The organism is Clostridium sp. (assembly GCF_036642255.1).
Lineage (GTDB): Bacteria > Bacillota > Clostridia > Clostridiales > Clostridiaceae > Clostridium_J.
Genome location: NZ_JAVWDJ010000002.1, coordinates 180928 through 195528 on the forward strand (window position 1 = coordinate 180928; position 14601 = coordinate 195528).

11 protein-coding genes are annotated in these 14601 nt (G+C 34.5%); 4 read left to right on the forward strand and 7 right to left on the reverse strand.

Annotation, left to right across the window (positions count from 1 at the left end; genetic code table 11):
* Positions 1-192 precede the first annotated feature (192 nt).
* The 4 genes from RR409_RS01650 to RR409_RS01665 form a co-directional block, all read right to left on the reverse strand.
* On the reverse strand, positions 193-1896 hold the full coding sequence (locus RR409_RS01650) for an FAD-dependent oxidoreductase (protein WP_332555976.1): 1704 nt from the start codon (positions 1894-1896) through the stop codon (positions 193-195).
* A 29-nt stretch (positions 1897-1925) separates the two neighbouring features.
* On the reverse strand, positions 1926-2168 hold the full coding sequence (locus RR409_RS01655) for a 4Fe-4S dicluster-binding protein (protein WP_332555977.1): 243 nt from the start codon (positions 2166-2168) through the stop codon (positions 1926-1928).
* 149 nt (positions 2169-2317) lie between these two features.
* Complete coding sequence (locus RR409_RS01660; protein ID WP_332555978.1) at positions 2318-3142, reverse strand: phloretin hydrolase; 825 nt, start codon at positions 3140-3142, stop codon at positions 2318-2320.
* A gap of 467 nt (positions 3143-3609) precedes the next feature.
* Entirely contained in the window at positions 3610-5115 is a 1506-nt protein-coding gene (locus RR409_RS01665; RefSeq protein WP_332555979.1) for a sigma 54-interacting transcriptional regulator, read from the reverse strand.
* Between the two features lie 155 nt (positions 5116-5270).
* Between RR409_RS01665 and RR409_RS01670 the strand changes: the two genes are divergently transcribed.
* On the forward strand, positions 5271-6464 hold the full coding sequence (locus tag RR409_RS01670; protein ID WP_332555980.1) for an FMN-binding protein: 1194 nt from the start codon (positions 5271-5273) through the stop codon (positions 6462-6464).
* A gap of 291 nt (positions 6465-6755) precedes the next feature.
* Here the strand turns inward: RR409_RS01670 and RR409_RS01675 are convergent, their stop codons facing one another.
* Together RR409_RS01675 and RR409_RS01680 are read right to left on the reverse strand one after the other, a co-directional pair.
* Complete coding sequence (locus RR409_RS01675) at positions 6756-8753, reverse strand: FAD-dependent oxidoreductase (protein ID WP_332555981.1); 1998 nt, start codon at positions 8751-8753, stop codon at positions 6756-6758.
* A gap of 267 nt (positions 8754-9020) precedes the next feature.
* The gene (locus RR409_RS01680; protein WP_332555982.1) at positions 9021-9959 is read right to left on the reverse strand and encodes a cyclase family protein; all 939 of its coding nucleotides are present in this window, start codon (positions 9957-9959) and stop codon (positions 9021-9023) included.
* 780 nt (positions 9960-10739) lie between these two features.
* On the opposite strand from RR409_RS01680, the gene RR409_RS01685 reads away from it, so the two are divergent.
* From RR409_RS01685 to RR409_RS01695, 3 genes are all read left to right on the forward strand, one after another.
* Positions 10740-11243, forward strand: coding sequence for an N-acetyltransferase (locus tag RR409_RS01685; RefSeq protein ID WP_332555983.1), 504 nt, complete (start codon positions 10740-10742; stop codon positions 11241-11243).
* Positions 11244-11945: 702 nt separating this feature from the next.
* Positions 11946-12164 carry a protein pyrBI gene (locus tag RR409_RS01690; RefSeq protein WP_332555984.1) on the forward strand — a complete coding sequence of 73 codons (219 nt, stop codon included), beginning with the start codon at positions 11946-11948 and terminating at the stop codon, positions 12162-12164.
* Positions 12165-12367: 203 nt separating this feature from the next.
* On the forward strand, positions 12368-13390 hold the full coding sequence (locus RR409_RS01695) for a hypothetical protein (RefSeq protein WP_332555985.1): 1023 nt from the start codon (positions 12368-12370) through the stop codon (positions 13388-13390).
* Between the two features lie 235 nt (positions 13391-13625).
* Here RR409_RS01695 and RR409_RS01700 read toward each other — a convergent pair whose 3' ends face one another.
* A complete protein-coding gene (locus RR409_RS01700; protein WP_332555986.1) occupies positions 13626-14399 on the reverse strand; it encodes a DUF2087 domain-containing protein in 774 nt (257 codons plus the stop codon).
* Positions 14400-14601: the final 202 nt, after the last annotated feature.

Sequence of the window (14601 nt, forward strand, 5' to 3'; positions counted from 1 at the left end):
TTTTATAGCTTCTTTTATTCTCATAATTTTATTATCCCCAATCAAAAATTATTTTAATAATGAACAAGTTCATTTTGGTAAGCAACTTTGGAAGGAAATTTGCCTCCACATTAAACAGATTTAAACACTAAAACTTGTTTAGCTCTGAAAAGGATGGGATATTTTATCCTTCCAAAATATAGTTAAATATTGTTATGCGTGCATTGGAGGTTTTATTGGATAAGTCTCTACTGGAACTTCCTCGGTGTGAAATTTCATCTTACCATCTACATTTCTTATTGTTATCCACTTTAGCCAGTTTCCGTTGTCCATTGTTGGATAATCCTCTCTTAAGAACCAACCTCTTGATTCTTTTCTAAGAAGGGCTGCTCTAAAGAACATCTCTGCTGATAATACCATAGCTTCTGCTTCATGGCAGGATAATAGGTAGTGGAAATCCTCTGCTTTTAATTGGTTTAGTTTCGCCTTAATCTTTTCCACTTTTCTTAAAGCTATGTTCATTCTATGTTCGCTCATGTATATACTATTCTCTACTGGAGCAATTACAGCTTGAAGCTCACTAATTATTTCCTTTGCAGTAAAGCCTTCTTCTCTTGTTAGTGGAGCAAAAGCTGTTTTTCTGTATTCATCAATTTGCTCCTCAAGAAGTTCTAAGCCTTCTAACTCCTTAGTATACTGTGCACATTTTTCTCCAGCTACAAGAGCTGCAAATACTGCATTTAGTATTCCTGACCCTCTGTTTCTTCCTGGAGGGGCTGGCACTGCACCTGCAACAGTAGAACCTGCATAGCTAATATCACCTATTGCGTAAAGTCTTGGAACTGTAGTCTCCATTTCACGATTTACTTTTACTGGTGATTGTTCTCCTAAGAATCCTGGTGCTACTTCGTTGTCAGTATCTACCCTATGGCACTTTTCGTAGATTTTTCTCCAAAGTTTTAATCCATATGGTCTTGACCATATAAAATCAGTTGTGAAGAGTACTTCATCATCTTTAGTCATTGGACATGTGTCAGGGCGCATGTGTATAGGACCTCTTCCTGCAGACATTTGGTTATACCATTCAGCAACAGCGTTAGAATTTATATCTGCTTCAGGGAACCATCTAAAGTTCTTTGTAATATTTTCATCAAGAGCATTGTATAAACAGTTTTCATTAAACACAAGCTCGTGATGGCTCTTTACTTTGAATAATTGTGCAAAGTTTCCAAATTCAGCATTTCTCATTTCAGCTCCAGCACGATAAGCTGCAGCAATACCATCACCACGTCCATTAGCCCACATATTAATGACTCTGTAGTTTTGACTTCCTGTAGCAAGGATTACTGTCTTAGCCTTTATAACATAAAAGGTTCCATCTAAAAGGCTGTATCCTACTGCTCCTACTGCTACTCCATCATTTGTCAGAATATCAGAGATTGTAACTTTATCGATGATTTTTACACCATTTTTCTCTGCAGTTCTGCGAACCTTTAGAGTTATATCAAGGTCTACTCCAATCATTCCTGTCATAGGACCTGTAGGAATTACCTTAAGGCTACCATCCTCGTTATAAGGAACCTTTACTCCCCACTGTTCTAGCTTCTCTATCATTTCGTGATTTCTGCTTACATAATTAAGCATCTGAGCTTGATCTCCAAGGAAGCACCCCACTGCATTAGCATGATAAGCTACAAATTCTATAGGCTTAACCTTATTAAAATCGAAATACTGCAGAACTCCTCCCCCTCTGTTTGCCTTTCCACTATAGCCAGTTGTTTGTTTTTCTATTATTAATACATCAGCAGCTTGGTTTATTTCCTTAACAGTAATTGCAGCCGCTAGACCTGCTATTCCACCACCTATAACAAGAACATCTGTGGATAATACTTGCTGATTACACTCCATATTCTTCATTTTCCTTCTCCCTTCCTTAAATATGCTTTTTATCTGTATTTATCAAAGCTTTGGTATAAACGCTCCCCTTTAAAATCAGGAACTACTTCAATACATCCCTTTGCGCATACAACTTCGCAATAATTGCAGTGTACACAGTCTTCTATATATTTAAAAACAGGCAATTTATTTTCCTCGTCCCATCTTATTACATCGATAAAGCATGACTTATAGCACATTTTACAGCCAATACATTTTTCTTTATCAAATTTAATTTCATTATTCATATTCATGTGAATTATCCTCCCCTTGGAAATATTAAATATTGAACAACTTAACTTTGTTCAAGGTCATTGGAGGAAGTTTAGCTCCCACCAAAATTTAGCTTTCTTTAAAGTACACGGTGTTAAAATTATTTAAAATCTATTATTGCTAAATATAATTAAAAGTTGTCCTTTTCTTCTGCATAAATCTTTGGAAGCAATGCTGCAAGGTTAGTGAATTCCTTAATATTATGAAGACATAGAGCCATTGGTCCCATAAAAGGCATTCTTATTCCATCAGGAAGAGCCTTTACATCTTTTCCATTAACCACTGTCCATCCCATCCAAAAACGGGTTCTTAGTTCAACTCCACCTTCAATTTCTCTAATGAAGTGAGTCATTATTGTTGGTGCTGAAGCAAAAGGAGGTTGTCCCTCTCCATAGCCCTTTGCACATACAATTGTTCCACAAGCCTCTGTTCCAATTTTGCTAGCATCAAATCCTAAATTAGCTGGGTTCTTGAAGTTTATAAATAACCCTTCAGGACCCATACCAATATCTTCTAGAACGTGATGTGTTGTATCCCAATACCTTTCTTTAAAAGATAAATCTTTGTCCATAGCCCTTTCTCTTTGCATAGTTTCAGCTTTATAGTGATCTTCTGGATCCCAAACTGTATATCTTAAATTATCAAGGCCATGCCATGCAAACCACCAGTCAAACATTTCTACTGTTACTCCTGGCATTTTTGTTAAATTTGCTACAAATCCTGTTCCATCCTCCATTACACAATATCCAACTTCAACATCCAGATATCCTGGTTTGAATAAATCATTTCTATCCTTAAACTTAAGCGCTTTATTTGGGTCAACTGCACCTTTTAATACTTGCTCATATTTTTCTCTAGGCGCTGGAACCATTTCCTGATTATAATACTTGAAATAGCCTTTCAGCTTATCTTGCTCTGTAACTGGCACTCTTGTTGATACTTTTGTTTCCATCATTACACCTTCCTTTATACTTGAAATATTTATAATTTAGTTTGTACACATATGTAAAGCAATAGATATGCCAACTTTTTAACAATCCTCTGTTTTTGCTTAAATTTGTACTTATTTTATCAATAACCCAGCTTTTCATAGACTTTTTTATGTGTGTAGCCCTCTGAAGATATAAATTTATGTACGGTTTCTCTCTTTAAATAACTACTACAAATGGTATCTGATACAAATTTGTATCAATATTTTTTTCAAATACTTTCAATTTATTTTCCCTCATGTGTTCTGCGTTGTGATCCTTAAAGGCTTTCAGCATATGAAATTAAACATATAAAAAAAGCCAGCAAAATACATGGTTTTGCTGACTGATTTATTTATTTTTGCAGTATTAATTATAATAAACTTCAAAATATATAACCCATAAAGAATCTATAGTTTGAAACACTTTTCTATCTCCCTAATACAGTATTGTATTACCACTTTTCTATCCCAAGGGCCTTCGCCTTTCTAAGTACTGTTGGCTGTGCTACACCCAATGCTTTTGCTGCCTTGTGGGAGCTTCCATATTTTTTTAACGCTTTTTCAATGATAGTTTTTTCAAGTTTATCCAAAGCATCTTTTAAAGTTATTTCTTCATCTTCAATAGCTTCAAAGGAGAACTTATCTCTTCCTATTATATTAATAACATCCTTCTCCGTTATTATTCCTTCATCCCCTATTATAACAAGCCTCTCAACAAGGTTTTCTAATTCTCTCACATTTCCTGGCCAAGGATAAAATTCTAGGGCCTTCAAAGCTTCTATTTCAAATTCCTTAGTTCTATTGTGTTTTTCTGTAAAGGTCTTTAAAAATACGTGAGCTAAAAGAGCAATATCTAGTTTTCTTTCTCTAAGAGATGGTATTCTAATTGGTATCACGTTTAATCTGTAGTACAAATCCTCTCTGAAAGTCCCCTTCCTAATCTGCTCTTTTATATCTTGATTGGTGGCTGCAATAACCCTAATATCTAGTTTGATAGGCTTTGTGCCCCCAATTCTTGTTATCTCTTTTTCCTGAAGCACCCTAAGTAGTTTAGATTGGAGTTTTACAGGCATCTCACCAATTTCGTCCAGTAGTATTGTGCCTCCATTTGCTATTTCAAAATACCCCAATTTCTCTTTATTGTTAGCTCCTGTGAAAGCTCCCTTTTCGTAGCCAAATAGCTCTGATTCAATAAGACTTTCAGGAATTGCTGAACAATTTACTTTAATATAGGGCTTCTGACACCTGGTGCTCTTTTTATAAATTTCTCTTGCAATAACCTCTTTTCCTACCCCAGTGTCACCAGTTATAAGAACAGTGGCATCTGTTTTTGCAATATGTCTAATTATCTCTTTTATCTTTTCCATGGAAGGGTCTTTCCCAATCAAATCAGTTTCCATTTGATTTCCCCTCAAATACATTAATTCATTTAAGTACTCTTTACTCTTTCTTTCTGCTTCTTCAAGCTTTTTCTCAAGCTTGTTCATATCTGTAACTTCTCTCATAAATGTAAGTACATGACTAATATGTCCAATATCATCGAAATACGGCTTTCCAATAAAAAGAATCTTTTTATTTCTTCCTTTTATACTCAGTGTGGCCATAATAGACACTTCCTTATTTTGCTTTAATACCAAATCACAAATAGAAGTTGGTTTTTCTGTTATGTAGGATTCTTCAGTGCTAATCATGGTATTAGTACTTTCATTATTCATGTGTTCAAGTTTCAATACAACATACTCTCCCTTGGCATATTTTTCATCCAAGATATGTTGCATATTCTTACCAATAACTTCATTAGCTTCGATTCCTGTTATATATGAATAGGTTTTGTTAACCTTAAGTACAACTCCACTTCTATCAGAAAGATATACTCCATCTGATACAGCATCTCCCACTTCAAAAACATCCAAAATTGGCTGCTCTTGAAGCAGATTGTCTATATTATTTTTTTCCATACCTAATCACCCCATTGTGAATATTATAGCACACAGTAAAGAGAAAATCTTTCATATATCCATTAACCGTGGCGTGATTTCAGCTTAATTTAAGGTTCAGGTTATATCCTAATATTGTAAGGAACATGAAAACACATATTGGGAGGAACTTAACCATGAACACTATGAAAATAAAAGTAAAAAATAGCAGATACATACGTTACGCTGTTCAAACCTTAGGAATTCTACTCACAGCCATCGGCTTTTTTGCCAATTATCCTATGATAAATTCACTTTTGCTAGGAACTATTATCCTTATAGGGCCAGTGTTTTGTGGATGGATTTGTCCCTTTGGTACGTTGCAGGATATTTTTGCCCGTGTTGGCAGTAAACTAGGCATCAAAAAGTTTATAATGCCCTCAAAGCTAAAAAAGGCTCTCATCTTTAGCCGATATCTTCTACTTATAATCACTATATTAATTACCACGGACTTTATTTTTAACCTTTTAAGTTTGGACCCCCGTGGAAATTTAACAAGCTTTCTTGGAGGCAGAACACTTCCTATAACAGGCTGGGTTATAATTAGTATATTTCTTGGCACTTCAATGTTCTTTGAAAGGCCCTTCTGTAACTATCTTTGCATTGAAGGTGCAAAATTTGGATTACTAGGTAGTGCAAGACCTTTCACCATTATCAGAAATAAAGAGACTTGCGTAGGTTGCAATAGATGTAACGCTATCTGTCCAATGAATGTTAATGTGTCTTCCTATGATCAGGTTAGATCTTTGCAATGTATAAACTGTTTAGAATGCGTGGCTTCCTGTCCTGTGAAAAACACTTTAACTGTTGGAGTAATTCCAGTTAAGAAAATTCTTAAAAAGTTAGTATTAGTACTTGCTTCAATTGCCTTCTTCTTTGTTATATATAGTGGAATGAATTCGGATTCCTTATTTAATTTACTTGCAAATAATTCTTCTGTGCCAACCTCCACTGTAGTAACGAGTGAAATCACCGCAGAATATGGAGATGCTTTAGGTATAGATGATGGAGTGTATACAGGAACTGGTACCGGGTTTAGGGGTAACATCACAGTTGAAGTGACTGTAAAGAATGAGCAAATGATTTCAATAGAAATTACACAAACCAATGATGATGCTAAATGGTTAAATAGAGCTTACAATACCATAGCTTCTAATATTATTAATAAACAAATTGCTGATGTGGATATAGTGTCTGGTGCAACTTATTCCTCAATGGGCATAAAAGAAGCAGTAGCAAACGCACTTATTAATGCTGGAGGTAAAAATGTTGAGGCCATTGTTAATGACTTGCCTGAAGCTGGCAAACAAAAGCATGGTAAAAGAAGATAAGTAATTTAACAAAACTAAAGGCAACCTTCAGGCTGCCTTTAGTTTTTTAATGATGTTTTTTATGATTAATAAGTGATTTGGGTAGGGGGCTTGAAAGGAACTTTCACGTTGAAATTAATCTTTCTTAGAACAAAGTAATCCTTGTTAATCGAAGTCGCCTCCGTGAGCAAAAGAATTTTGTTGCATCAAAGTCTAATTTTTGGAACAAGACACCCACCTGAATAAGATGTATGAATTATCCTTCCAAAATCTATTTAAACAAAACCTTTTATTAAGGTTACTTGTTATGCACTAAAGCTTAGAAGCAACTTCAAAGCCATCCCATATTGCATACATAATATTGGATACCTTACGCGCATCACCAATTAAGTGAATATCAGAATAGTCATACTTAAGCTCTTCATACAGAGCATTTTCAGAGCTAAAACCAACAGCTAGAACAACACTGTCACACTGACGGTTTTGAACTTCTCCATTTACCTCCAGAACTACACCTTCCTCAGTGCATTTAACAATCTTAGAGGAAGTTAGCACCTCTACACCTCTAAATGGAACAAGCTTTTCTAGCATATCTGAATTAGCATGACATAAAGGCCCATTAACAGATAATAGTTTATTTTGAAGCTCAACTAAAGAAACTTCTTTTCCTTTGTCTGCAAGCCAAATAGCTAGCTCACAACCAACAAGACCTCCTCCTACAACTATAACTTTGTTGCCTGGGTTCACCTTTTCAAGAAGAACTTCAATAGCAGCATAAACCTTACTATCATCACCAAGACTAAACATTTTTGCTTTTGAACCTGTAGCAATAATTAGTGCCTCTGAACTGCTTTCTTTTATAATTTCAGCACTTGCCACTGTGTTTAACTTAATTTCTACACCAAGATTCCTAAGGGTGTTTTCATACCAAGCTACAAGTGCATGATCATCCTGTTTAAAATCTGGAGCACCACCTGGTATTAGATTTCCACCAAGTCTATCACACTTCTCTAGAATTACTGGTTTATGTCCTCTAAGTGCAAGGACCCTTGCTGCTTCACAACCTGCAACTCCACCACCAACTATAAGTATCTTTTTGCTCTTTAAAGCTGGAGTAAGTTCTGTTTCCTTTTCTCTACAAGCTGTTGGGTTAACTGCACAGTTTAAAGCTGAATATTCCTGTATTCTACCCATGCAGCCCTCTTGACATGAAAGGCAAGGTCTTATATCCGCAAGTCTTCCGCCTCTAAGCTTGTTTACATAGCTTTCATCTGCTAAAAGAGGTCGTCCAAGACTTACAATGTCACAAGCTCCATCCTCTACAGCTCCTAAAGCTAAATCTGGGTTGTCCATACGGCCTGCACAAATAATTGGCACATCAACAGAGTCTTTCATAATTTTTGCATAAGGAATATATAATCCCTTTTCTTGATACATTGGCGGATGACTCCACCACCATGAATCATAGGACCCTACATCAATATCAAGAGCATCATATCCATAAGCTACTAGAAGCTTAGCTGCCTCTATTCCCTCTGGAATATCTCTACCTTTTTCTTCGAATTCTTCCCCTGGAAGTGCACCTTCTCTCCAGTCCTTAATAAAACTCTTAGGACTGTATCTCAAGGTTACTGGGAAATCTTCTCCACATCTTTCCTTAATTTCCTCTATAATTTCCTTTGCAAATCTTAAACGATTCTCAAGAGAACCGCCATACTCATCTGTACGCTGATTAAAGAAAGAAATTGCAAATTGATCTATAAGGTAGCCTTCATGAACCGCATGAATTTGAACACCGTCAAACCCTGCTCTTTTTGCATTATGTGCTCCATCCCCAAACTTCTTAACAATTGACCTTATTTCTTTAACAGTCAATTCTTTGCAAGTTTTATCAAGCCATCTATGCTGAATAGGTGAAGGTGCTACAGGAGGATGATCCCCAAGGTTAGTTGGTATAGTTACACGCCCAAAGCCTCCGCTTAGTTGAAGAAAAATCTTTGAATCATAGGCATGTATTCTCTCTGTCATTTCCTTAGCTGTACGAATAAAATGAACTGGGTTATGTGTTGAGCAAGGAACATGATTTACTTCATGCTCTTCCACTTCGTTATCTACAAAAGTAACTCCTGTTATAATAAGTCCAGTACCACCTCTAGCACGAGCAGTGTAGTATTCTATACCTCTTTGATTAAATCCACCCTCAGAATCAGCCATTCCAAGTGGACCCATTGGAGCCATGGCAAAACGATTTTTTATCTCTAATGAACCTATTTTAACTGATTCAAATAGCTTTTTATATTTTAATGTCACTACAATACCTCCATTTTCATCAATTGCATCTAGTTATTTCAAATGTACTCCCAGCAGTTTTTATGTCTAGATACGGCTCTAGCCTGAGCTAGGGGGCAGCCATAACCTTGTGCATTTCTATAACTATTCTATTAGGTCTTTCTGCAAACTCTAGGTTCAACATTGCAAACTGCTTAGGAGCATAGAAAATATTGTGTTCCCTTCCTACTCTAACATTACCGCTAAGAGGAAGTGCTTCATACATTATTTGAAGATATTTTTTTCTTCTTACATTGCACCGAAGTTGTAAACTCTATCTGGTACATTGTTTAAATCATCTTCATCTATTTCAGCAACGCAGCGAACCATTGATCCGTCACCTAACCACCAACGAATTGGGAAGGCCATAAATTTGAATCGCTTTCCTACTACTTTTTCGAGGTCTCCACCAAGATTTTCAATACCTACTATTCCATTTCCAAGCATGTACTTATGGCAAGGTTCCCAAGTTCCTTCAAGACCATGGTTTTCAAGCTTTCCATGAACCTCCATGTATTTTTCTAGACCAAAGGTTTTAATATAAGTTTCCTTATTAAATTCTGCAAAAGCCTCAATGCCAAACTTTTCAATGTATTCTTCAGTAATTGTTTTTCCTGAATTACCAGTAAGATCCATTCCCAGATGACCGCCATTTTTCCCCATTGTTGTATGTAGAGGGTGGTCAAGAGCTTGCATGTCCATAGCTACACATTTTGGCTTATACTTTTCAAACCATTTACCTGCATCTATACCAGTTCCACAAGAATAATGATAATATTCTCTAGTATCATCAAATTTTAAATGCATACCAGTTCTTAAACAAACAACCATACCTTCAAGTTCTTCTGGTTTAATATTTGCACGTTTGCAAGCATCTTCAAGATGTGAAGCTTTAATAAGACCCCAACGCTCAACTTGAATATCAAGACATACTGCGTCACCAAAGTATGCATCCACAGGCATTTCATGTGTATAACGTGCACGCCTTCCGTCAAATTCATATTCCATAACATGACGAGGTGCATCTGCATGTGTACCGCAATGCATAACAACATCGATTTTTTGAGTTAACACACCGCTTTTAGCTAAGTTGTGCATAGTATCAATTTTAGGTTTTGCAAAATATGGCCACACTGGAATGTCAGCGTGAAATGGATGTGTTAAATCTATAAATACTTTCTTTCCCATTTTTTATCTCCTTTATTAAATAAATTAGTTAGCTCATTATCAGCTTTGAGCAGAGCCACACTTACTATTTTTTCTTCACAAATATATATAGCAAGTACCATGCCAAGATGAAAATTAACTTTTAAAAACTTTATTTTCACTGCTAACACTGAAAATTCCTTAACTTTAGATGTTAGTTCTTAGGATTCAAACGGAATTTTTTTTAGTTAAATAGCACCCTTAATACAAAAATGTATCATTTTTCAATAAGCACTAAAAAACAAGACTTATAACAAGAAAAAAAATGATACAAAAATAATTCCACTTAATACACTTTTGTATTAAATGGAATTGATAATGGTTTAAAACTATTAAACAATAAATGAGTTTATTTTAGCAAAGAACTTTGAAAGGAGATTCTATGAAGAAAGTAATCTTTGTTTTAACAAAAACTCCTTTGTAAGCAAAGAATTTTGTTACACCAGAACATAATTTTTAGCTCAAGATTCCACCTTAAATTTGTTTATACACTTAAACTTGTTTAAAACTTAAACTTATTTAAGCAATCAAACTTGTTTAATCAGTAATTAAGATGAGCGATTTATCCTTCAAAACATGTTTAAATTCTTAGAAATATTATAGAATTTATCATACTAACTACCCTCCTCATATTTTGTTACTTTTTAACTTGTGATATAATTAACCCATATGGTAATGATATCCAAACATACATTATTGGAGATTTTAGTAAGTAATTATTAAAATTTCCCTTGAAGAAATGAATAGTAGAGAGGTGTTATTTTGAATTATGAATTAAGAAGAATAGAGTCCCATGACATTGATAGCGTTTGGTCGCTAATTGAAATATTAAAAGAGGAAGTCGCTGACATAACCTTTACTGAACTTACTGCAAAAGAACAGGCATTAGATTTTGTGGATAATCCAGCTCAACTTTCCTATGTTGCTGTAACAATAGATGAGCCATGCCGTGTTTTATGTCTTGTTAGAGGTAGGCGTGAAATCACAGAGGAAAAATCTCATGCTGTATTTTTAACAGCTGCCACCCACCCTGAGGCTCGTGGTTCTGGTCTTGCTGCAAAGCTCACTAATTATGCTTTAGATGCCATGAAAAATGAAGGAGTTAACATAGCAAGAATCTATGTGTACAGTGACAATGAAGCTTCCTTAAACGCAGTGAAAAAACTAGGTTTTGTACATGCTGGAACTGTGCTAAGGCACCATAAAGATCAAAACACCGGTGAATATGTTGATGATTTAATCTTTCATAAATTGTTGGATGCTTAAGATCTATTGAAAGAAACACACAACTCTTCACCCTATGTCTCTAGCCTAGATGTTTAAATAAATACTTAATTACTGTGTATGTCACCATATTCTAGTAACTTGTAAGCACGTAGTCCATTGGTTTGTACTAATAGACGCAGTAACTGAACTGCAACTTGCTCACAGTACATGGAATATGGTGTTTTGTTTAATATGTTTTAATGTTTCGAACTTTCCACACCTCTTTATTATGATATCCTCTGCCCTATTTAATACCAAATAAAGTCATCACATTACTTTCTCTCTTATTATATTTTTTACCTCCTGTTGCCTATTAATTTTTAAACATTAACCTTATTTTTCAGCAAACCATCAATGCAAACCCCAAGCTAAAATAATGAATAAAGCTATAACACTAAAGTATAGATATAATAATCAATATAAATGCAGTAATTAATTTTAATTATCATTCTATTTATTTTTATATTTAATGTTAATCTCCTTTATCCCGTTAATAATATCCCAATTATATAAATCTCATATAACCGCAAATACAGTGAAAAACTCCGATTTCTCGCAATCACATGAAGATAGTTACGTATTCCTTTTAATTAATACCATTAGCACTCCATAACTACTCTTCTCATCTAAAAATACACAAAAAGTTTACTTATGAAAAAATTTTTCAGGTGCTATAATTACTCGATGAAAGGAGATGATAACATGAAACGTATAACAAGTGCATGCTTAGATCAAACTATTAAATTTGATGCAATGAAGGAATGTAATCCACAGGAAGACTTCAAAAGCTTTTTAAACATGCTTGAAAAAAAGCATACTAAATATGAAGTAATGGATTCTCAAACTACTGATGATGGTTCCCTGATTGTGAAAATCAAAAAGCAATATACTGATTATAGTACTGAAGGCTACATGAAATAATGTAATTATATTGGCAAAGGGCGGTGAACAGAATGGACATACTCCCTTCTGTTCCCTGATTATGTGATACTCCTAATTTGAAAACTCTATACATTTCCTTAAACCCTACAGTTTTTTATAAACATTTTAAAACTGTAATTATTTAGGAAGTATATTATTATAGAAACGTATTTAATTTGATTTACGTAGACTCGAGGTAATAAATGATTAAATTTGAAAGAAATCCAGAACTTGATATAGCAATGAAGAATCTAATATTATCCATGGTGGAAGTGAATGACTACATCACCAGTATTCTAGGTTATACAGAGAAGGTTCTCTCTCCTAAGATGGAAAAAGAGCTCATAGAAATACTGAGAAAATACAAGGTTCCCCATGATGATTTGAAATATAACCTTAAAGACCTCACCGAGAATCCTTATTACAGGGACATTAAACTTGATAGTGTTTATACCGATACCGTGAGATATGAGAAAGCCACCATTAAGAAAAGAACCTTAATGAGCATGAACTTTCATAAACCTGTGGAAAAATACCTTTTCCATCACCATCCAATTGGATACTTTGATGCAGATGTTGATTTGCCAGTACTAAAGGAAGGGGATAAAGTATGGATGTCTCCAGCTATCAGTGAAATTGCTAGCATGGGAGATGGTATTGAAAAAGGCCATGGGAAATGCATGACTATGGGACTTGGCATTGGAGTTCTTCCCTATCTTTGGCTGCAAAAACACGAAGTAGAAAGTATAACTATAATTGAATTCAACAAGGATGTCATAGCTTTATTTGAAAAGTACATCAGGCCTCAATTTAAAACAAATAAGAAACTTGAAATCATTCATGGCAATGCTATAGACTATTTCAACGAAGAATTCCTGAATAAGTTTGATTATGTATATGTGGACTTTTGGGAGTCCAGTGAAGATGGTTTAAAATTTTTCACAAAGCTTATGGAGAAAAAAATAGATCCTCCTCATGTAGATTATTGGATAGAGAACTCCATGCTATGGGACCTTAAATACATAGTTGCTCCATACCTTAACACACTATATCAAGGAAAAAGCGTAATGGATTTTATCTCTTCCCTAGATGATAGTTCTAGGGAACTTGCCAAGAAAGTAAACAAGTACTTTAAAACAAGCACTGACCTTATAACAAAAGAAGAGGAACTACTAAAGTTAATACATGACAAAGCAGTTTTGAGAAAAATACTTTCGCAAAAATAGCACTCTGGTGATAATACCAGAGTGCTATTTTTGCAATTACTTTTGCTTTACAGTGTTTTCCTCATGGAAACTATTCTATATTATAGCTTCCATGATAACTTCTAACCTGTTTCGCATGTTCTTCTAAGAAGTTTTATCAAGGTCTAAATATATTTATCTACCCCATAAACTATGATTTTTTCATATTTAAACCATTCCTATCCCCTAAAACTTATTAACTGATATCATGTGTAACTTATTCCTTAACCCAATAACTACTACCATCATTCTTTCTTTCAACAAATCCATATTCTATTAACGCTCTCCTTAAGCTTGCATAATCTTCGTAGATTCTCTTTAAAACTCTATTAATTTCTTTTTCAGAATAGGCCTTCCCTTTAGAAAAGTTCTTAGTTATTTCTTCAAGCACAATGATTTTCTTTTTAGCTCTAGCTGGGAAGTTTTTCAGTGCTCCGCTTTCATCCATATAAGCTTTAATAGTTTCTTTCTTTTCCTTATCAGTTATATTGTATCTATCATCTACTGCTGCTGCAGTTTTGTGAGGATCGCAGATAGTTTCTTTATCTAGAGTATTAATCTTCTTATTAGTACATTCAGAAAGTAAATTCATCATAGCTAAAAATAATTTTGCTTGCTTTTCTTTTTCTCTCAATTTATATTTATGATTTCTTATAGTTGATGGAGCAACCCCTAAGGTTGTTGCAATTTCTTTATCAGATAAACCCTGTGAAATTAATCCCATAAGTTCCCCTTGAACTTCAGTGACCCCTGTAAAGGCAGAGTTCATTTCTAATAAATACTTAAGCATAGATTCATGAGCTTCCTCTATATGAAATTCCACAGCCTTTTTTGCATCATATAATTTAGAACCTATTTCATAGATACGTCCCTTTTCAAATGCCTCTTCACAAACAATGCATCTGTACTCAATCGCACTTTCAACAAATCCCTTTGCCACTTCCTCTACGGATGCATCCCAAAATAATTCTTTAACCTTTATTTCTTCCATAAATCTCATCACCCTTCAATATTACTTATCACCCTACATTTATATTTTATGTGATATTCTTGATTTTGTCTACATATTAGCAAACTATTTTATATATTGTCTATATTTTATCACCCACAATAAATACTCAGAGCTTCAAAAATACCATCTCTCATGTAATCCTTCATTATCTTTTATTATCTTTTATTAAATCTTTCACTAT